This is a genomic window from Ruegeria sp. AB7, assembly GCF_056542625.1.
This window is the reverse complement of the sequence record NZ_JBQGAC010000002.1, coordinates 563,503-582,944: the sequence shown is the minus strand read 5'-3', so window position 1 is coordinate 582,944 and position 19,442 is coordinate 563,503. Positions and strand designations below refer to the sequence as shown.

General features: G+C 57.0%; 23 protein-coding genes. 4 read left to right on the top strand and 19 right to left on the bottom strand.

Annotated features, from left to right (window positions below; translation table 11 throughout):
* Window positions 1–6: 6 nt before the first annotated feature.
* Genes ACR0EN_RS08595 through ACR0EN_RS08585 form a run of 3 tightly spaced genes read right to left on the bottom strand, consistent with a single transcriptional unit; the run spans window position 7 to window position 2,065 of the window.
* Complete coding sequence (locus tag ACR0EN_RS08595) at window positions 7–804, bottom strand: metal ABC transporter permease (protein WP_170422895.1); 798 nt, start codon at window positions 802–804, stop codon at window positions 7–9.
* The gene (locus tag ACR0EN_RS08590; RefSeq protein WP_170407697.1) at window positions 804–1,550 is read right to left on the bottom strand and encodes a metal ABC transporter ATP-binding protein; all 747 of its coding nucleotides are present in this window, start codon (window positions 1,548–1,550) and stop codon (window positions 804–806) included. The genes ACR0EN_RS08595 and ACR0EN_RS08590 overlap by 1 nt, the downstream gene beginning before the upstream one ends.
* A gap of 2 nt (window positions 1,551–1,552) precedes the next feature.
* Window positions 1,553–2,065 carry a Fur family transcriptional regulator gene (locus ACR0EN_RS08585; RefSeq protein WP_170818196.1) on the bottom strand — a complete coding sequence of 171 codons (513 nt, stop codon included), beginning with the start codon at window positions 2,063–2,065 and terminating at the stop codon, window positions 1,553–1,555.
* Window positions 2,066–2,121: 56 nt separating this feature from the next.
* Between ACR0EN_RS08585 and ACR0EN_RS08580 the strand changes: the two genes are divergently transcribed.
* The gene (locus ACR0EN_RS08580) at window positions 2,122–3,246 is read left to right on the top strand and encodes a zinc ABC transporter substrate-binding protein (RefSeq protein ID WP_480586229.1); all 1,125 of its coding nucleotides are present in this window, start codon (window positions 2,122–2,124) and stop codon (window positions 3,244–3,246) included.
* Between the two features lie 335 nt (window positions 3,247–3,581).
* Here ACR0EN_RS08580 and ACR0EN_RS08575 read toward each other — a convergent pair whose 3' ends face one another.
* The 3 genes from ACR0EN_RS08575 to ACR0EN_RS08565 all read right to left on the bottom strand — a co-directional run bounded on the left by ACR0EN_RS08575 (window position 3,582) and on the right by ACR0EN_RS08565 (window position 7,163).
* On the bottom strand, window positions 3,582–4,055 hold the full coding sequence (locus ACR0EN_RS08575) for a 6TM ABC transporter family protein (RefSeq protein ID WP_480586226.1): 474 nt from the start codon (window positions 4,053–4,055) through the stop codon (window positions 3,582–3,584).
* 371 nt (window positions 4,056–4,426) lie between these two features.
* A complete protein-coding gene (locus ACR0EN_RS08570; protein WP_480586475.1) occupies window positions 4,427–5,575 on the bottom strand; it encodes a TolC family protein in 1,149 nt (382 codons plus the stop codon).
* 445 nt (window positions 5,576–6,020) lie between these two features.
* A complete protein-coding gene (locus ACR0EN_RS08565; protein ID WP_480586223.1) occupies window positions 6,021–7,163 on the bottom strand; it encodes an alpha-D-ribose 1-methylphosphonate 5-triphosphate diphosphatase in 1,143 nt (380 codons plus the stop codon).
* A gap of 49 nt (window positions 7,164–7,212) precedes the next feature.
* Here ACR0EN_RS08565 and ACR0EN_RS08560 point away from each other — a divergent pair, with 49 nt between their 5' ends.
* Window positions 7,213–7,884: a DUF1045 domain-containing protein gene (locus tag ACR0EN_RS08560; RefSeq protein WP_170512023.1), complete on the top strand. Its 672-nt coding sequence runs from the start codon at window positions 7,213–7,215 to the stop codon at window positions 7,882–7,884.
* Here ACR0EN_RS08560 and phnN read toward each other — a convergent pair.
* The 7 genes from phnN to phnG are packed head-to-tail and all read right to left on the bottom strand — an operon-like array spanning window position 7,860 to window position 12,816.
* Complete coding sequence (gene phnN / locus ACR0EN_RS08555; protein ID WP_480537130.1) at window positions 7,860–8,411, bottom strand: phosphonate metabolism protein/1,5-bisphosphokinase (PRPP-forming) PhnN; 552 nt, start codon at window positions 8,409–8,411, stop codon at window positions 7,860–7,862. The genes ACR0EN_RS08560 and phnN overlap by 25 nt on opposite strands.
* Entirely contained in the window at window positions 8,408–9,091 is a 684-nt protein-coding gene (gene phnL, locus ACR0EN_RS08550) for a phosphonate C-P lyase system protein PhnL (RefSeq protein ID WP_170646967.1), read from the bottom strand. Before phnL ends, phnN begins: the two co-directional genes overlap by 4 nt.
* 3 nt (window positions 9,092–9,094) lie before the next feature.
* Window positions 9,095–9,865, bottom strand: a complete 771-nt coding sequence (phnK, locus tag ACR0EN_RS08545) for a phosphonate C-P lyase system protein PhnK (protein WP_170394315.1) — start codon at window positions 9,863–9,865, stop codon at window positions 9,095–9,097.
* Window positions 9,862–10,713, bottom strand: a complete 852-nt coding sequence (locus ACR0EN_RS08540) for an alpha-D-ribose 1-methylphosphonate 5-phosphate C-P-lyase PhnJ (RefSeq protein ID WP_170509531.1) — start codon at window positions 10,711–10,713, stop codon at window positions 9,862–9,864. The genes phnK and ACR0EN_RS08540 overlap by 4 nt, the downstream gene beginning before the upstream one ends.
* Window positions 10,710–11,798 (bottom strand): carbon-phosphorus lyase complex subunit, encoded by a 1,089-nt coding sequence (locus ACR0EN_RS08535; protein ID WP_480586221.1) that lies wholly within the window; start codon window positions 11,796–11,798, stop codon window positions 10,710–10,712. The genes ACR0EN_RS08540 and ACR0EN_RS08535 overlap by 4 nt, the downstream gene beginning before the upstream one ends.
* Window positions 11,798–12,361 carry a phosphonate C-P lyase system protein PhnH gene (gene phnH, locus ACR0EN_RS08530; RefSeq protein ID WP_480586218.1) on the bottom strand — a complete coding sequence of 188 codons (564 nt, stop codon included), beginning with the start codon at window positions 12,359–12,361 and terminating at the stop codon, window positions 11,798–11,800. Before phnH ends, ACR0EN_RS08535 begins: the two co-directional genes overlap by 1 nt.
* The gene (gene phnG / locus ACR0EN_RS08525; protein ID WP_170646972.1) at window positions 12,361–12,816 is read right to left on the bottom strand and encodes a phosphonate C-P lyase system protein PhnG; all 456 of its coding nucleotides are present in this window, start codon (window positions 12,814–12,816) and stop codon (window positions 12,361–12,363) included. The genes phnH and phnG overlap by 1 nt, the downstream gene beginning before the upstream one ends.
* 81 nt (window positions 12,817–12,897) lie before the next feature.
* On the opposite strand from phnG, the gene phnF reads away from it, so the two are divergent.
* Window positions 12,898–13,617: a phosphonate metabolism transcriptional regulator PhnF gene (phnF, locus tag ACR0EN_RS08520; protein ID WP_480586215.1), complete on the top strand. Its 720-nt coding sequence runs from the start codon at window positions 12,898–12,900 to the stop codon at window positions 13,615–13,617.
* On the opposite strand, the gene ACR0EN_RS08515 is transcribed toward phnF, so the two are convergent.
* From ACR0EN_RS08515 to phnC, 5 genes are all read right to left on the bottom strand, one after another.
* The gene (locus ACR0EN_RS08515) at window positions 13,614–14,231 is read right to left on the bottom strand and encodes a DapH/DapD/GlmU-related protein (protein ID WP_480586212.1); all 618 of its coding nucleotides are present in this window, start codon (window positions 14,229–14,231) and stop codon (window positions 13,614–13,616) included. The genes phnF and ACR0EN_RS08515 overlap by 4 nt on opposite strands.
* Window positions 14,231–15,556 (bottom strand): phosphonate ABC transporter, permease protein PhnE, encoded by a 1,326-nt coding sequence (phnE, locus tag ACR0EN_RS08510; protein WP_480586209.1) that lies wholly within the window; start codon window positions 15,554–15,556, stop codon window positions 14,231–14,233. Before phnE (ACR0EN_RS08510) ends, ACR0EN_RS08515 begins: the two co-directional genes overlap by 1 nt.
* Window positions 15,553–16,428 carry a phosphonate ABC transporter, permease protein PhnE gene (gene phnE / locus ACR0EN_RS08505; protein WP_170509514.1) on the bottom strand — a complete coding sequence of 292 codons (876 nt, stop codon included), beginning with the start codon at window positions 16,426–16,428 and terminating at the stop codon, window positions 15,553–15,555. The genes phnE (ACR0EN_RS08510) and phnE (ACR0EN_RS08505) overlap by 4 nt, the downstream gene beginning before the upstream one ends.
* Before the next feature lie 65 nt (window positions 16,429–16,493).
* Complete coding sequence (phnD, locus tag ACR0EN_RS08500; RefSeq protein WP_480586206.1) at window positions 16,494–17,405, bottom strand: phosphonate ABC transporter substrate-binding protein; 912 nt, start codon at window positions 17,403–17,405, stop codon at window positions 16,494–16,496.
* A 58-nt stretch (window positions 17,406–17,463) separates the two neighbouring features.
* On the bottom strand, window positions 17,464–18,279 hold the full coding sequence (gene phnC, locus ACR0EN_RS08495; protein ID WP_170394291.1) for a phosphonate ABC transporter ATP-binding protein: 816 nt from the start codon (window positions 18,277–18,279) through the stop codon (window positions 17,464–17,466).
* Between the two features lie 284 nt (window positions 18,280–18,563).
* Between phnC and ACR0EN_RS08490 the strand changes: the two genes are divergently transcribed.
* Window positions 18,564–18,791, top strand: a complete 228-nt coding sequence (locus tag ACR0EN_RS08490; RefSeq protein ID WP_170509507.1) for a hypothetical protein — start codon at window positions 18,564–18,566, stop codon at window positions 18,789–18,791.
* Window positions 18,792–18,877: 86 nt separating this feature from the next.
* On the opposite strand, the gene ACR0EN_RS08485 is transcribed toward ACR0EN_RS08490, so the two are convergent.
* Window positions 18,878–19,264: a carboxymuconolactone decarboxylase family protein gene (locus ACR0EN_RS08485; protein ID WP_480436495.1), complete on the bottom strand. Its 387-nt coding sequence runs from the start codon at window positions 19,262–19,264 to the stop codon at window positions 18,878–18,880.
* Between the last annotated feature and the right edge of the window lie 178 nt (window positions 19,265–19,442).

Sequence of the window (19,442 nt, the reverse complement as noted above, 5' to 3'; positions counted from 1 at the left end):
GATGCCCTAGGCTCCACGCCGCGTTTGGCATCCGATCAGACTGAAACACGCGAACACTACTGCAGCAACACAAACAATGGATGGCCCTGCAGGCGTATCAAACATGTAAGCAGCCCGTAGCCCGGCGATTGCGGAGAATGCGCCAATCGCCGCCGCAATCAATGCCATCGCTTCCGGAGATCTGGCCAGGCTGCGCGCAGCCGCCGCCGGGATGATCAGCATTGCAGCAATCAGTAGAACACCTACGACCTTTATCGCTACGGCCACTGTAACTGCCAGAGACAGCGTCAGGATCAACTGCTCTCGCTTGGGGTCAAAGCCGCTAGCATAAGCCAACTCTTCATTCATGGTCGCCGTCAAAAGCTGCGACCAGCGCCATACGATGAGGGCCACTACAAGCGCTGCGCCACCCCAGATCACAACCAGATCGGTGCGTGACACCGCCAGAATATCACCGAAGAGATAGGCCATCAGGTCGATGCGAACACCGGACAGGAACGATACGGCGACTAGACCGAAGGCAAGTGCAGAATGTGCTAGAACACCCAGCAGTGTATCCATCGCGTAGCCACGTCCGGACAACAGTGTCACGGTAAGTGCCATTGCAAGCGCAACAGCTAGCGCCCCAGTAAAGACGGACAACTGAAACGTCAGCGACAAAGCGACACCCAGGATTGCCGCATGGGCGGTGGCATCCCCGAAATAGGCCATTCGACGCCAGACAACAAAACACCCCAGTGGTGCCGCAGCAAAAGCAACGCCAACACCTGCAAGCGTCGCGCGCGTCATGAAATCATCCAGCATTATTCTGCGGCTTCCTGAGAGGTTTCACAGTGACCGTGATCGTGATCATGGTCGTGATCATGGCGATAAAGGGCCAGTGCGCCTCCGGTACCCGTTCCGAACAGGGCCCGATATTCCGGGGCCGAGGCTACGACTGCGGGGGACCCTTGGCAGCACACATGACCATTGAGGCAGATCACCCTGTCAGACGCGCTCATGACCACGTGCAATTCATGGCTGATCATCAGTATGGCGCATCCGGTTTCACGCCGGACCTCTTCGATCTGACGATAAAACGCCGCCGACCCCGGTTGGTCGAGACCCTGAGTGGCTTCGTCCAAAAGCAGAACGTCGGGCCGATTGATCAACGCTCGCGCCAGCAAAACGCGCTGAAACTGTCCGCCTGACAATTGCGACATTTGGCGCTTTAGCAGATCCGGCACCCCAGCAGTTTCAAGCGCTTCTGTACATTGAAGCCTAGAGACACGATCCGTCAGACGCATGAATCTTTCGACTGATATCGGCAGGGTCGGATCAATGTGCAGTTTTTGGGGGACATACCCGATTTTTAGCCCAGGCTTCAGTGTAACCTTACCTTCCGCAGGCTTGGTCGCGCCAATGACGGCACGCAACAGGCTGGTCTTTCCCGATCCGTTTGGACCAACGATCGTCACGATTTCACCAGCCTCAATCGTCATGCCGACATGGCGCAGAACGGTATTCGCGCCATAACGCACGCTGAGATTTTCAACGGTGATCAGGGTCATGTCTACGCCTTCTCGGTGCAGTCTGGGCAGAGTCCCTCGGCTTCTACAACGGTTCGCTCGATTTCGAAACCCGCCGCGCGCGCGGCTGCGCCGAGGACGCCATTGGACGGTGCCGACTGAGCTTCGGCGACAGCGTCGCATTTTCTGCAGATCATGAAGGCCGGGGAATGGACCTCTCCGGGATGAGAGCAGGCCACAAAGGCGTTCAAACGTTCAATCTTATGGACGAACCCGTACTGGACCAGAAAATCCAGCGCGCGATAAGCCACCGGCGGCTGCGAGCCAAAACCGGCTTCGCGCAAACGATCAAGTATAGCGTAAGCCCCAAGCGACTTGTGATCTTGCAACAGCATTTCAAGAACTTTTCGCCGCACAGGGGTTAGCCGCAACCCTTCTTCCCTGCACCGAGCATCCGCTGTGGCCAACGCCGTTTCGACGCAATTCTTGTGATCATGCTCCTGAAATCCTACCAGCGCATCTTCACCAACCGAAATGGAGTGCATCTCACTTGTCATGTTATACCATATCATATATGCCGCCCGTAACGTTATAAAATCACACAGAGGGTCTGATGTCCAGAAAGCTGCTCCCACTATCGATTACCGCTGCATTGATGGGCGGAACCGCCATGGCGGATGCACCCAAGGTTGCGGTTGACATCGCACCCGTTCACTCACTCGTGGCCCGGGTGATGGAGGGGGTAGGAACGCCTGAATTGATAGTGCAGCCCGGTGCCTCGCCACACGAATACAAACTTCGTCCGTCAGAAGCAGCCGCACTGCAAGAGGCAGATCTGGTATTCTGGATTGGCGAGGACCTGACCCCGTGGATGGAAGGCGCTGTCGAGACGCTCAGCGACGGGGCGACTGTTACGGTGTTGCTTGAGTCGGACGGAACGGTTCTGCTCGATTTCCGTGAAAGTGCTTTGTTCGAAGCGCATGACCATGGCGACGACGAAGATCATGGGGATGACAATCATGACGATCACGACCATGCTGAGGATGATGGTCATGATCACGACGACCACGACGATCATGCAAAAGACGATGACCACGATCACGAGGATCATGCCGAGGACAAAGAGCATGATGATCATAATCATGACGAAGAGCATGCGGATGAGCATGACCACGATGATCATGAGGACCACGCCGGACATGACGACCATGAGGGCCACGCGCATGGCGAACATGATCCGCACGCCTGGCTCTCTCCGGTCAACGCAGAAATCTGGCTGAAAACGATCGCGGCGCAGCTTTCTTCGGCTGACCCAGACAACGCAGGTGCTTATTTTGCAAATGCGGCAGCTGCGCGTGAAGAAATGGCTGCTTTGTCTGCGGAAGTGGCCGAAACGCTGGCGCCGGTCAAAGGTGGCAGCTTCATCGTGTTCCACGATGCCTATCAATATTTCGAAGATGCCTTTGGCTTCCCGGCCTCGGGTGCAATTTCCCTCAGCGATGCGACCGATCCAAGCCCGGCAAGGATCGCCGAAATTCAGGGGCGTATCCGCGACGAAGGTGTGGATTGTGTCATGGCTGAACCCCAGTTCAACCCCGGAATTGTCGCAACCGTTCTCGACGGCACCGAAGCTAAAACCGGCATCATGGACCCGCTGGGATCTGATCTGGAACCCGGAGTAAATCTGTTCCCGCAACTCATCCGCAATCTGGCCAAAACACTGTCTGAGTGCCTTTGACTCAATCAACAGCCTGGTTGGGAGTTGGTTCTGGCCAGGCTGAAATCAGACAGAGTTCTCCGCTCATCGTTCCAACAAAGTCATCAGTATTCGGCTACCGGCCTCTCTAAGCTGTCCAATTTGGCGGCTAAGCTGCCGGCGCAAGTCAATCATCGCCAGCGGACTTTCGATGCCGCGCTCGACCAGAGGTTGGATCACGCCAATCTATTCCTCCAGAAACGCCGCCTCCACACCTGTACGGTCGGGAAGATCAAATTCTTGTCCGGATATCTGAGCCTCAAGTCTCGCGCGCGACGCGATCGCAATCGCCTGTCGCGGCCTGCCAATCGACTAGATCACGCCACGAATACGAACGGGAAGGGCAGATCGACCAAAGCAACCAGCGAGGCAGACGTAAAGAAATCCCGGACGACCTCAAAATCCCGAAGGATCCAGGCCATGCGTCCATTCTGCCCGCCCCGGGCTTTCATTATAAGCGCCATCAACTGATTGAACAGCCGCTCGGTGATCTTCAGGTCCGCCCGTTTTCCCGCTGTATCGATGAACCGTGTCCGCAGGTTCTTGATCAGGAAATCGAACAACAGTGCAAGGCCAACGCCGACGACCATAGCCAACAAGCTATCAACCACTTCGTTTGGCAGAATGGGGTCATGAACGACCATGGTGAACCGCGACGTCACCAGCCCAAGCACGCTTGTCACCATCGCGGCCAATAGGATCTGAATGTAGACCCCGCGCAGATCGCTGAACGCGGACCAAAACCGATGACCTTGCGGCCTAAACGATTCTCGTTCCAGCGGCGCGAGCATTATGCGCGCAATATCCAGCGCGTCTTGCGCAGTCGTGTTTCCTGTCGCCGCCAGATCTGAGGTTCGCTGAATCCGCTGCTGGCATCGATCACAAGAAAGCGTCGGTGTATTCTCGATCCAGAACCACTAAAGGTTGAACATCTGGGGCAAACGCCAGGACCAGAAACAAGTTCAGGTCCAGTTTCAGTAACCGCGCTTTCCCAAAACCTGACTGTAGCCCACCGCTTCCACTGCGCTGACCGCCTAGGCGACTTCATTGCCCTAGAACACCCGAAAGATATCCACCTCGGACAAACCGGAACCCAAATGCTCGGTCAGAAGTCGGAGGTGCGTATTCAGCGGGTTAGTCGCAGTCGGGTTCACGACGGATATCACAAGGTTGGATCGGTCGGCTGTGCAACCCCCAACGCGTCCAGGATATCGCCCGTGACCGCCAGCACGGCATATTCTGCACGACGTGCCTGAGCCTCAAGCTGGATCACCCGAACCTGCGCAAGATTCAACTCGCGCAACGCATCCAATATCTGTACCAGCGTGCTGCGCCCGATATCAAACTGTCCACGAGCTGCATCCAGCGCTTGCTCATTGATCTCGACAGCGCGCCGGGCTGTGGCGAGCCGTCGCTTGATTGAATTGGTCTCTTCCAAGGCCTGGGAGAGATTACGTTGCAACTCGCGCCGCAATTCTTCTTCATCAGCCCGGCTTTGTTGAAGATTCGCCCTTGCGGTTTCGACATTGGCGCGCGCGGATCCCCCTTGGTAAATCGGGACCGTTACACCCAATCGGGCCTGCACACCGTCGTCGATACTGCCCTGGTCGAAATCTGTCTCAAGAATCGCAGAGAGTGTTGGGCGGGTCGCTCGTTCGGCAACCACGACCTCTTGTTCACGCACTTGACTGAAGGCGACCTGAGTACGCAGACGCGGGCTGCGTGCAACCATTTGCTGCGAGGTGGCCGCTGCCAGAATGGGTGCGGGGGGGATGGTCGGAATTATATCGGGTCGCGTTCCGAAGACTTCGACCCATGTTGCCGTCGCCAGTTCCACATCCGTCTGAGCCTGCGCTAATTCTGTCTCGGCGTTAGACTTCCGCCCCTGCCCCGCCAGCAAATCTGCCACCGATCCGGCCCCGGCATCAAAACGGGACTGGAGGTCGCTGACCAAAACGTCCGTACGATCCAGATTCTGCTGGGCTTGTTCTTCGAGGCGGCGATTTCGATCCAGATCAATTATGGTCTCGATGGCCTCGAAGCTCAGCGCGCTCAGCTCTGACAATTCGTTTAACCAGGTCTGCCGGGCTTCAATCTGACGCAAACCCACACGACCCGAGACTTTGCCACCATCATAGATGATCTGGCTAAGCCGCAGGATCGGTACTGTATCCCCATCGGATGTCAGGGATGTCTCGGCCTCGATCTGCGGCAGGAACGCGCCTTGCTCGGAATCAATGCGGGATTTCGAAGCCAGAACGCTGGCGGCTCCGGCTGCGGTGGTGGGCGATGTCGCGACAGACCTTCGCACCAACTCAGCGAATTCAGTGCGTGCGACATTTCCCTTCAGATTATTCCCCCCCGATAAGGGAGCGGGGGCTGGTGTCGCCCCGGGATCAAAGGACTTGGTTCCCTGTAAATCCTGACTGCAGCCCGCCAAAATAATAGTGGCTATCACAACCGACAACCATGCCCTCATCCCGCCAAAGCTCCTGATTTCAACTCTGAGATAAGCAACAAATTTCCAGTCAGTTAATCGTGGAACTTGCTGCCCGCATTTTGCGTTACAGGAGAAAGTGCGGTAAAAAAGTAACCATATTCTTTACGAGTTTAATGTTCTGGCACGACATCGGTTTATCAAGATGCGGGTCCAAAAAAATCAAGCGGAGCAAGGGCGCAGATCCCATCTGGTAATCCGCGAGCTTTCGGCCGCCAGCCATGTTCTGTTTGGCAAGTGCGATTCAACCAATCACAACTCATCCAACCTTGTTGCCCTGGCTCCAGACACCGCGCAAAACTGGTGTTTGACCCATGCGACGCACACGCAGAACGTCACCGCGCAGGCCAGCATTCAGGATGCCACGGTCATCAAGACCAACAGCCGTCGCAGGATTACGTGTAACCGTGGCCACAGCACGAGGCAGGTCGTCCCAAACATTGGCAAGATGAAAAGCCGACAGCAGTAGCGCAGAGGGCACGTAGTCGGAAGACACAATTTCCAGAAGATCGGCCTTTGCAAGATCTTCAGCCGCGACATTGCCGGAATGCGAGCCGCCACGGATCAGATTCGGGGCACCCATCATGACGGCGATGTTGCGGGTACGGCAGGCCTCGGCCGCCTCGAACGTGGTTGGGAACTCGGCGAAAGCCACACCATTTTCGGACGATTTTTCGACATGCTGCGCCGTGGTATCGTCATGGCTGGCCAGCGCGGCGCCAAGACGGGCGGCCTCGATCACTGCACCGGCTTCGTGCTTTTCTCCGAAACGCTGCTGCAGACCACGCAGGTTCTCGACATGTGCAACGAAATCGGCGTCGGTCATACCGCGCTTTTTGGCGACATAGGTCTTCAATGCACTCAGATCGCTGAATTGACGTTGACCCGGCGTGTGGTCCATCAGGCTGACAATACCAACCCTGTCTTCCGGCCCGAAGGTCGCCAATTCCTCAAGCAATGTCTCCGAGCAGATCTCGGCTCGCAGGTGAAGGAAATGGCTGATCTTGAAATAGCCTGCGGCGCGCGCCGACAACAGTTCGTCCGCCAGTTTGCGGGCATAATCGATGTAACGGCCCTTGCCGCTGTGAATGGAACCTACTCGCATGGCGTCGAACACGGTTGTGATTCCGGTCGAGGCCAGCTCGCTATCATGCGCGATCAGGGCCGGAAGATGAGGCCAGTCCACTTCCGGGCGAGGCTCGATATGACGTTCGATATTGTCGGTGTGCAGCTCGACCAGTCCCGGAAGGATGTAATCACCTGCACAATCGACTGCGCCGGTCGGAACATGATCCCCTTCGGTGATCTCGGAAATGACGCCCTGTTCGATTGTCACCCAACCGGTTACTACCCGATCGGGCATCACAAGCTGGGCATTCGCAAGGCACAGATTATCTGACATATCGCTGTCACAAGCCTTTGCCAAAGAGGGCGCGGGAAAAGGGGAATTCATGTCATACTCTCGATTTGCAATCTACTACGTGCCGCCCGAAGGACCATTGGAACAGTTCGGCGCGCGCTGGCTGGGATGGGATGTCGTGCAGGGCTGCGAAGTGCCTCAGCCCGATCTGCCCGATTTGCATGACGTTACGATGACACCGCGCAAATACGGCTTTCACGGAACGCTGAAACCACCCTTTCAACTGGCCGGAGGTTATTCGCTTGAAGCCCTGAAAGCGGCGGCGTCTGAGATGGCCGCTGGCCTGGCGCCTTCGAGCTGTGAAGGGCTGAGTCTGACGAGGCTGGGCCGGTTTCTCGCCTTGACCCCACAGGGCGATGTTAGCGGCTTGCAGAGAATTGCTGCGGCCTGTGTACGTGAGCTTGACCCGTTTCGCGCCCCAACCAACGAGGCTGAACTTGAGCGGCGGCGCGGTGCAAGGCTGAGCCAACGTCAGGACGCACTGTTGATCGAGTGGGGTTATCCCTATGTGATGGACGAGTTTCGGTTTCACATGACGCTGACAGGTCGGCTGCCGAATGGTGATATTCCTGTATGGACCGAGGCGCTGCGCCGCCATTTGCCAGCCTTGCCCGAGCCCTTCGTCATCGACCAAATTGCCTTGTGCGGCGAGCGCATTGATGGGCGTTTCGAGCTTATTCATCGGTACGCGCTCGCTGGTTGAAGGACCCCTGCGGCGCGCGCAACCGTCTCGGCCAGTGGGCCATCGTTGGAAATGGTGATAACGTCCAACCCATCGGGCAAGGGTTTTTCTGCCTGAGCAAGCCGATTTGCAATCTCACTATCGCTTTCTCGGCCGCGAGTCGCCAAACGCCGAGCAAGAGTTTCCGGCTTCGCGGTGATATTCAGGACAATGAAGCGTGGGAATTTTTCTGCGGCCTCGAGCAGAGCTTTACGGGAGAAATTTGCCAGACAATCTGCGCCATCACTCAGCCGATCTTTGACGGCAACCGGTATCCCGTAGCAAAGCCCATGAGCAACCCAATGCACCGCAAAGGCACCATTCACCGCCATTTCTTCAAATTCGGCGAGTTCGACGGCGTCATAGTCTTCCCCGCCCAACTCTGGTGCACGGGTGATGACGCGGCGCACCAAATGCAAATCGGGCAACAAGTCACAAAGCCCTAGCATCACACTGTCTTTGCCAGCCCCCGACGGGCCAACCACAGCGATGAGGCGACCCCGGGTCATGCCGCGACCTCGGGCGAAAACTGACTGGCGTCGATTTCGCGATCACAAACGCGCGCCCTAGCCGCTTCGTCGTGAAAGATGCCGATGATTGCAGTACCACGCGCCTTTGCCTCTTCGATGAGCCTTAGAACAACCTCGCGATTGGCCGCATCCAGACTGGCAGTCGGCTCATCCAACAGCATCGCGGGATAAGAATGGGCGAACCCGCGTGCGATGTTGACACGCTGCTGTTCACCACCCGAGAAGGTAGTCGGTGAAAGGGTCCAGAGCCGCTCGGGAATGTTCAGTTGCCGCAACAGAGCTTCAGCCCGCGCCTTCGCGTCAGCAGCGGAAATGCCCACAGCCCGCAAGGGCTCGGCCACGACATCGACGGTGGGCACGCGAGGAACCACGCGGAGAAACTGGCTGACATAACCCAGAACCTCGCGGCGCAGGGCGATAACTGTCCGAGGCTCTGCTTGCACGATATCCAAATCCCCGATGCGAATTTCTCCGCTTCGGGCCAGATAGTTGCCATAGATCATACGCATGAGGGTGGACTTGCCCGCTCCAGACGCGCCCGTCAGCGCTACGCATTCGCCCGGAGAGACCGAGAAGGATACATCATTCAAAACCTCAATCACGGCCGCGCCTTGATTATGGAGGGTGAAAGTCTTTGAGACGTTGTTAAGCTCAATCATTGCTCACACCTGCAAAACGGAACTGACAAGAAGTTGGCTATAGGCGTGTTGCGGGTCATCCAGCACTTGATCGGTGAGGCCTGCCTCGACCACGCGGCCCGATTTCATCACCATCAACCGATCTGCCAGCAGGCGCACCACGGCCAGATCATGCGTGACGATGATCGCCGACAAGCCCATGTCGCGAACTAACCCACGCAACAAGTCGAGCAACCGCGCCTGAACGGACACGTCCAGACCGCCCGTTGGCTCATCCATGAACACCAGTCGAGGACCGGTCACGAGGTTTCGTGCAATCTGCAGGCGCTGCTGCATCCCACCCGAAAAGGTCGTCGGGCGATCATCCACACGGGAGGCATCGATCTCCACTCGTTGAAGCCAATCCGTGGCCTTGTCACGTATGTCGCCATAGTGACGCTCTCCAACGGCCATCAGCCGTTCACCTACATTCCCACCGGCACTGACGCCCATGCGCAACCCGTCGCGTGCATGTTGGTGGACAAAGGCCCAATCGGTGCGGCTCAGCATCCGGCGCTCGGGCTCGGACATCGTTACCGTGTCCTGCGGACCTTTTGCGCGGGTGTCGAACACAACCTCTCCGGCATCCGGGGTCAGATGCCCGGCCATGCAATTCAGCAGTGTCGACTTACCTGACCCGCTTTCGCCAACGATCCCCATGACCTCACCGGGATAGAGGTCGAATGACACATCGGCACAGCCAATATTTGGGCCATAGCGCTTTGTGATGTCCCGAACAGACAGCAAAGGTGTCATGCGGCGTCCTTTCCTTTGTGACCCGCCGCCTGGCGCGCCTCGCAATAATCGGTATCCGAGCAGACGAACATCCGCCCACCCGCGTCATCGATGATTACCTCGTCCAGATAGCTGTCCTCGGCACCGCACAAGCCGCAGGCTTGGTCGGCCTTGGACGCCTCAAACGGATGATCCTCAAAATCCAGTGAGACAACCTGCGTGTAGGGTGGCAGCGCGTAGATCCGTTGTTCACGCCCAGCTCCGAACAGCTGGATCGCAGCCATATCACCAAGCTTTGGGTTATCGAATTTCGGGATTGGCGACGGGTCCATTACATAGCGGCCTTCGACCTTCACCGGGTAAGCATACGACGTCGCGATATGTCCGTGACGACTGATATCTTCGTACAGCTTCACATGCATCAGCCCGTATTCCTCAAGGCTGTGCATCTTGCGGGTTTCGCTCTCTCGCGGTTCCAGAAAGCGCAACGGCTCAGGTATAGGCACCTGATAGACAAGAATCTGACCCTCTTGCAGCGGCTCCTCGGGAATCCGGTGGCGAGTCTGAATCACGGAGGCGTCGCTTGTCGTTGTGGTTGTTTCAACCCCTGCAGTGCGTTCAAAGAAGGTGCGGATCGAGACCGCGTTTGTGGTATCGTCCGAGCCCTGATCGATCACCTTGAACGTGTCATCCGGGGTCAACACAGCGGCCGAGACCTGCACACCGCCCGTACCCCAGCCATACGGCATAGGCATTTCGCGCGAGGCAAACGGCACCTGATAGCCCGGGATCGCCAGACTTTTCAGAATTGCACGGCGGATCATCCGCTTGGTCTGCTCGTCCAGATAAGCAAAGTTATAGGCGTTCATTCCGCAGCCTCCTGCACCTGATCAGCACATGCTTCGCGGCGTAGTTTGCGCACCAGTTCCAGTTCAGACTGGAAATCGACGTAGTGCGGAAGCTTGATATGCTCTAGAAACCCCGTCGCTTGAATGTTGTCCGCGTGATAAAGGACAAACTCGGCATCCTGAGCAGGTGCGCCAACATTATCCTCACCCAGTTCTTCCCACCGCAGCGCACGGTCGACCAAAGCCATCGAGATCGCCTTGCGTTCCGTCTGACCAAACACAAGCCCATAACCTCGGGTGAATTGCGGCGGCTCGGTTTTGGAGCCCTTGAACTGGTTAACCGTTTCACATTCGGTCAGAACGACCTCACCGATTTCGATGGCAAAGCCGAGTTCAGGGATCTCCATTTCAACCGGCACGGACCCGATCCGAAGCTCTCCAACAAAGGCGTGATTGCGCGCGTATCCGCGCTGTGTGGAATACGCCAGACCGAGGGTGAAACCTTCATCCGCGCGGGTCAGCGCCTGAAGGCGCAGGGCGCGATCGGCGGGCATTTCAAGCGGCTCGCGGGTCAGATCAGGTGGCGGCGTATCGTCATGCGGCGCTTCCTCGATCAGGCCTTCGCGATTGAGGAAATCCGTGACATGCGGCACTTCACCCAGTTCAGCTTCGCGCGCTGGGGCTTTGGGCACCTCACCTTCAGCAGCCAGTTTGAAATCCAGTAAGCGATGAGTGTAGTCGAAGGTCGGCCCAAGCACCTGCCCGCCCGGCAAATCCTTGAAGGTTGCCGAAATGCGCCGGTCGCAAGCCATTGCCCCGGTATCAACAGGCTCGGATGCGCCAAAGCGTGGCAACGTGGTTCGATAGGCGCGGATTAAGAAGATGGCCTCAATCAGATCGCCTCGTGCTTGCTTGATCGAAAGTGCGGCCAGATCAGGATCGAACAACGAGCCTTCGCCCATGACACGATTGACCGCCAGGCTAAGCTGTTCGCGGATTTGCGCGATGCTCAGTTCCGCCACATCGGTATCACCACGGCGTTCTTCGGCAAGCCAGGCGTGGGCATTTTCAATCGCACGCTCGCCACCTTTTACTGCGACATACATCAAGACACCTCGGTCGTTCTTGGCAAAGCCGCCAGGCGGCTGCTATTCGTGAAGATGAAGTCGAGCCCCAGGGGAAATAGCGTCTGATTATGCCGAAACGCCTCAAGCTCGGGCAGGGAAAGCGCGGATTTATCCTTGATTCCCGGACCTGTCAGTGTCGCCCCTGAAGCGATGAGTTCGGGACATTCCACGATCAACGTGGCAGAACGATCCGGATATTCAGACGTCCCGATCGGGTATGCGTTCAATGGTCCCAGATCCGACCACGCACCAATGGCAAACATACAATGCGACGGGCCGGTCAGCGGTGCTCCGGTGTGGAATGCAAGCCAGCTGCGTACGGCGTCGCAATCCAGCGCACCTGCCAGATAAACGGGCGTCTCAGTGTCGCAAAGCGTCAACAACACCGCACCCGCTGCTGGTGACATTGGGGCCGGAGGAACTGCGCCAGAAATCTCTTGCACGGTACCGGGACGCGCCATTGCTTCCATCACGCTGCGAAAGGCGTGAGCAGATTGGATCGCGGGATCCTTGAAACCGCCGATCAGGGCTTCTGACTGCATCAATCCTCTCCTCGTACCATGGTGAAGAAATCAACCTTAGTGGCTGCGGCTTTGGCGGCACGCGCGGCCTTTGCATTGGTCAGCTCATCTCGCAAAGGGGTCAGCACTTTTGTGCGCAACAGATCAGACACATCTGTCTGCATCAGTGCATCAACCAGCGCGGCGACTTCGGCATCTTCTTTCCGACGGCCTTGTATATAGGCATGCCCGACTTCGCCCGTGCCCAGAGTCAGCGCACAGCGTGTTACCGTCATTTCGCCCAGATTGAACGGCGCACCGGTCCCACCTGCGCGAGCCCGAACCATGGTGCTGCCAATCTCAGGAGCACGCAGCCATGTGAAGCCGGGGCGAGGCATCGCTGCATCCAACAGGGCGGCCACGCGTCCCTCCGGCGCTTTGGCCAGCAGGCTCATCCAAGCCTTCCGGTCCGCGTTTTCATCAAAAGTGTCTTTCATCTCGACAACTTTTCCATATACTATACAACTATACACATCCTATCATATTTGCCGCCGTCAGACAGAGGAATTTTGTGAAACTTGCGTGACACTCCCACCAAAACCCCGATCTGGAAGGCCATTGCCGACGCACTTCGCAGCGATATGGCCGAAGGGCGCTATGGCCCGGGTGATAAGTTGCCAACCGAAGCGGCACTGGCAGAGCGGTTCGGTGTTAACCGCCATACAGTGCGCCATGGTATCTCAGCCCTTGTGGATGAGGGCCTAATCCGAACGCGCCGGGGCGCGGGCGCTTTTGTGGCAGCCACGCCCACCGATTACCCCATCGGCTCGCGGGTGCGATTCCATGAAAACCTCATCGCTGCTGGTCGCAGACCAGAAAAGAGAGTGCTTCATGTTGAAGAACGGGCAGCGACCGAGGGCGAGGCCACCGCACTGACCGTTTCACCCGGTGGTCAGATCTGTGCGTATCACGGCCTCTCATTGGCGGACGGGCACCCGATTGCCGTGTTTGAAAGCATGTTTTCCCTTGAGCGCCTGCCTGGCATCACTGCTGCGCTGCAAGCGACCAGCAGCGTTACCGAGGCATTAAACAGGTCGGGCGTCACTGACTATACTCGGGCCTCAACCCGGCTGACGGCCACGCGCGCGACGGCCACCCAAGCGCTACATCTGCAGGTCTCTGAAGGGGACCCGCTTCTCAGATCATCCGGGGTGAATGTGGACGAAAAGGGACAACCGGTTGAATTTGGCCGAACCTGGTTTGTTGGAGATCGGGTGACACTGACCCTTGAGAGTTAAGGCTCGTATTTCTCCAGAAACGCATCAGCCGTCAGAGCACGGAAATCGTCGAGCGCCAACCGCAACTTGTCATGAGACCAATTCCACCAGGCCAATGCGATTAACCGATCGGCGATGTGTCGTGGCTGACGCAGTCGCAAGGGTCTTGCAGGTGTACCGGCAACAATTGTGTAGGGGTCTACATCCTTCGTCACCAAGGCACCCGCAGCCACAACAGCCCCGTCACCCAGTGTGACCTCGGGCTTTATCATCGCGCCTGCGCCAATCCATGTATCGTTCCCGATATGGACAATTCGGGATTTGCGGTGACTAAAAAACACTTCGTCCCGATCCGCATCGTCCCAATAATCGTTCGAGCGATACAGGAAATGGTGACAGGACGCCGTGTGCAGCGGGTGATCAGTCGCGCCGATCCGCGAAAACGCGGCGATGTTGGCGAACTTACCGACCTTCGCGTTGGCGATGTCGGCATAACGATCGCAATAGCTGTAATCGCCCATCTTTGTATGTACGACGCGGCTGCCCTTGCCGATTTCAACATAGGCCCCGAACGTGCTTTCGGTAGTCTCACATTCGGGGTGAATGCAGGGTTGTTCTGCTGAAAGCCGCGTCATCAGTCTTTCCGCCCGATCAGCTTACCGCGCAACCAGCCCGATGCCCAATCCATGAACATCACCATGATGATGATCAGGACAATGTAATAGGCGACCTCTTCCCAATCTTGCTGCGTCTGGATGGCTTGCGTCAGCATCAGTCCGATGCCGCCACCGGTGATCGCACCGATGATCGTTGCCGAACGTGTATTGGATTCGAGGAAATATAGAATCTGGGCCAGCAGCACGGGAACAACCTGAGGGATCACCCCGAACCGGTATCGCTGGAGCGGTTTGGCCCCGGTCGAGGACACCCCCTCGATCTGTTTCTGATCAACGTTTTCCAACGCCTCCGAGAAGATCTTGCCAAACGTGCCCGTGTCGGTAATCAGAATCGCCAACGCGCCGGTCAATGGTCCGGGGCCAAAGGCCCGAGCCAGAACCACAGTCCAGATCAATGCGTCCACACCGCGCACAAAGTCGAAAAGACGGCGCGTTGCGGCGCGAAGCAACATGATCGGCGAAAACCGTTTGGCCGCGAGAAAGGCCAATGGCAGCGCGATCATCGCGGCACCCATCGTACCCAGAAATGCCATCAGGATCGTTTCTCCGATGGCCCAGGCCACATCCTTATGCCGCCACATCGCGTTGTTCCACCAGTCAGAGATTGCGCCTGCGATATTCGAACGGCTTGGATCGATCTGCGCGCCAAACAGGATCTCTCCAATCCCATGGCCGTGGTAGGGACTGTCAAGCGTGAACCAGAACAGCTCCCAACCCGGGAAATAGTTGAACACTTCAGTCCGAGCGCCCGTCATGGTGATCCGGCCCTCAGGCGTTGTGACGCCAACACGCCGTTCAGATGCGGAAATCCAGTCGGGCAGTTCAGAGGGCAGATTTGTCGTCAGGCGGCGTCCCTTGGCCTGCACTTCGATCAGCTGGAAGCCGGGTATTTCAATCTCGGTCCGGTTGTCAGGCAGGAACCGCACGATATGATTGCGGCCCAGATCGATCGTCGTCACCTCTTCACCCGATACCCAGTCGGGATGTTTACCCTCGGGATAAGTGCCCTTACGCTCGCCCTCAACCGCATAGGTCACCTCACCGCTCCGATTATTGCGTGTGACATGCACTTTGTGTGACCAGCTATCAGAAGCCAGTGTAACGGCGTTGTCCAGATTGGTACGTTGCGCAAGGCCCGGCAGGTCGAAGGCGAAGAAGATGTAGGTGAGATAAACGAGGATCACGACGGGGATGCTAAAGCCGATCAATCGTTTACGCTGAAATAGCTTTTCGGCGTCAAGCTTGGCCTCGTCCAGCCCGAAGTTCCAATCAATTGTGGTCATTGGCCCTGCCCTTCGGTCAGACGGTTGCGGTAGCGGCTGGACACCTGATCGAAGAATACGATGGTGCTGAATAGCAGGATGAAAATCGCGCCGGCCTCGTCAAAACGACCCGGACCCCAAGCCATGGCATTGCGCAGTTCGTAACCCAACCCTCCCGCGCCGACGAAGCCCAGGATGGCAGAAGCGCGAATATTGATCTCAAATCGCAGCAACGTGTAGCTGATATAGTTTGGCGCGACCTGTGGCAGGATACCCAGCATCATCTGTTTCGACCAAGTCGCCCCGGTCGAAGCCAACCCCTCAACCGGTTTCAGGTCAGCGTTTTCGGATACTTCCGAGAACATTTTACCAAGCGCCCCTGCGGTGTGGATTGAGATAGCGATCATCGCCGGCACCGGACCGCCCCCAAGGACGAAGATCAGCACAAGCGCGATAACGATTTCCGGCACTGCGCGCATAACATCCGAGATACGCCGGAAGACCGGGATTAAACCCGGCCATTTCGCCAGCCCGCGTGTGCCAAGAAGCGACAGGATCAGACCACCGATGGCCCCGATCAACGTGGAAACTGCTGCAATGTTCACCGTCTCAACCAGTGCAGGGAAGTACTTCACGATCAGGCCAGGCAGATCGGCCCGCTTTTCCCAAGCTTCAGACAGCACATCCGCCGGGTAATCACCGATCTGATGCAATCCGTCCCAGAACCCACCCGCGTTTCGGGAATCCGCAATGTTGAAACCTGATACCATCAGGACCACAAAGATCAGCAGCGTCAGCCCGCCATAAAGCCTGCGCTTGTGAACTTGTGCCATATAGCTGGATTGAATGGTCTCAACGCCGCCTGGCGCCGCACCGATTGATAAATCTGCCATCCCGAGCCCCGAATGAATAAAGACCGGCAACCCCAATGGGTTGCCGGAAATGTCATGTGCGCGCGTTAGCCACCGATTTTGGCTTTGCGGGCCTCAACAATCGAGATGTAGGTGTCATGCGATACCGGCTGGAAACCCAGCGTCTCGCCTGCCGCCACACCATAAGCGCAATCGGGGTCACGCTCGTGCAGGCCATCGACAAGATCTGTCATGGTCGCACGGACATCGGCAGGCAACGCCTTGCGCAGAACCACAGGGCCTTCGGGGATAACGTTCGATTTCCAGATCTGGACCATGTCGTTCATGTCGACAAGACCTGCGTCAACCGCTTTGCGCAGGGCACCAGAATTGTATCCATCTTCCCAGTTGCCCTGACCATCGGCCCAGGTCACACCACCATCAATGTCGCCATTATTCACAGCGACGATCGTCTGCTCGTGGCCACCAGTGAATTTGACCTCACCGAAATACTCACCCGACTCCATGGTGATACCTTCTTTGTATTGCGGGATTTCGATCGACGGGATCAGATAACCTGAGGTCGAGTTCGGATCACCAAACCCAAACACTTTGCCTTTCATGTCGTCCAGTGAGGTGACGCCACTATCCTTACGGGCGAACCCGATCGAGTGATACCCGATTGAACCATCCACATTGACCTTGATCAGAACGGGCTCAACTGCTTCGGGGTCTTGCAGATAGGTGGCCGCGTAAGAAGAGGCACCCAGCCATGCCATGTCGAGTGTACCGCCCAACAGGCCCTGTATCACACCGTTGTAGTCCGCCGGGGCGAATAGCTTGGTCTCAACGCCTAACGCCTCAGAGGTATAGTCTGCAAGACACTGGTACGAGTTCATGCGGTCCTGGGCATTTTCGCCACCGAGGATGCCAATGCGAAACTCGGTGATTTCTACGGCAAGAGCAGCAGTGCTCAATACAGTCGTGGCGGCAAACGCCAGTGCGAGGGTCTTTTTCATCATTTTCTCCGTTCGGTTAGATGAAGGTGGCCCGCGACGGACGCGGGGGGAAACTGGCTCAGACGTAGGCTTCCGCTTCGCGGACCTCGGGCCTGTCCAGTGTTTCGATCTCGGTCGAGGTTGCGGCCTCGGAAAAGTCTGCGCCTGCACCGTAGATGTCGCGCGCTACGCCCGTGGTCAGCTGCGCAGGGGTGCCGTCGAACACAATCCGACCATCACGCATTCCGATGACCCGGTCGCAGTAGCGACGCGCGGTATCCAACGTGTGCAGATTAGCAATGACCATTCGGCCGTCTTCTTCGTGAATGGCCCGCAGCGACTGCATCACAACCTGTGCATTCATTGGGTCCAGCGAGGCAATCGGCTCATCCGCCAGAATGATCTTCGGGTCCTGCATCAGCGCGCGGGCGATGGCGACGCGTTGCTGCTGGCCGCCTGATAAGGCTTCGGCTCGTTTGGGTGCTTGCTCGGCAATGCCTAGCCGATCCAGAATTTCAATCGCCTTATGAATATCCGACCGCGGGTACAGGTTGAACATCGTCGAAAAGGTCGATTGCCTGTTCAGCGTGCCATGCAAAACGTTCGAGACGACATCCATGCGCGGTACAAGATTGAACTGCTGGAAGATCATCGCACAGCGCGATTGCCATTCGCGTTTGGCAGCACCGCGAAGCGCAGAGATCTCTTCGCCTTCAAAAGTAATTGTGCCGGTCGTTGCATCGCTCAGACGGTTGACCATGCGCAAAAGCGTGGATTTTCCAGCCCCGGAGCTGCCTATAATCCCGATCATAGTTGGCTTGTCGACAACGATATTCGCCGAATCCACGGCCCGTTTGTCACCAAACTTTTTGGTCAGCTTTTCAATTCTCAGCATATCGCCCCCATCGTTGCGAGGCGGATAGAACGTCAAAACAAAAGCTTCGTGACGCTTTTGAATCGTTTCGTTTACATCTACGCGAAAGATTTGTGACAGGCGCAATGATTGCCTGGTTCTGCAGTGTGTGGCGTTTCTCGCAGGACTCTGCGCGAGTTTTATCCACAGGGCGTCATAAAACTGTTACGCTTGAGCGCAGAAAGAACTAACCTTCACCTATGACCCGTCTTCATGCCAGCCTTCTTCTTCTATGCCTTGCGGTGCCTTCTACTGCGCAGTCTAAAATGGCGGATGTCAGCTGTGATGACAGCGCGCGGATGGCACAGACACTGAAACAGGTTCTGGGGGCCGAACGTCAGGGCATGGGTTTGCGCGATCCCGAAACGATGCTGGAGGTTTGGGTCAAACGTACAAGCGGAGACTGGATGATCGTTCAGAACTACGCCAACGGTACTTCATGCATCGTCGCGATGGGGGACCATTGGCAAGGTGAGGTGCCAGACCCGGCTTAGGCAGGTGTCAGCAGACCGCGCGAACTGCAGACGCGCAATCTCGCTGATTGTGTTGTTCCTTCTAAAGATCTCGCGAAGGGATCAGGTCAGTCCAGCAGCCCACGTTCGGTCAGGACTTTGCGAGCGACACGGAAGCATTCAAGAGACTGCGGGACGCCACAATAAATGCCGATCACATGAATGATTGATCGGATTTCCTCTTTGGTGACACCATTGTTCAACGCGCCGTTACAGTGGATTTCCCATTCATGCATCTTGCCGAGTGCCCCAATCATAGCGAGGTTCATCATCGAACGGGTCTTGTGATCGATCGTGTCATCCCCCCAGCCGAAGCCCCAGCACCAAGCAGTCATGTTCTCTTGGAATGAGCGGGTAAAATCATCCGCCGCTGCCAGGTTCTTCTCAACATACTCGGCGCCCAGCGTCGACTTGCGCTGCTTCAGGCCATGTTCAAACAGGTTGTCGTCCATCATTCTCTCCTCAGGTGAAACGACCGATCTGCAACTTAGTCGGTCCTAGCTCGATATTCCGCTAAAGCCGCCGCCCCTGTCTTACAACCAACCCCACCACCGAAGGCAAGGGGCTCGATCGCGTCGTTCTGGTCGGGTGTGCCCTTTGGCACAGCGTTGGCTTCGGTGATGTCTTATCTGG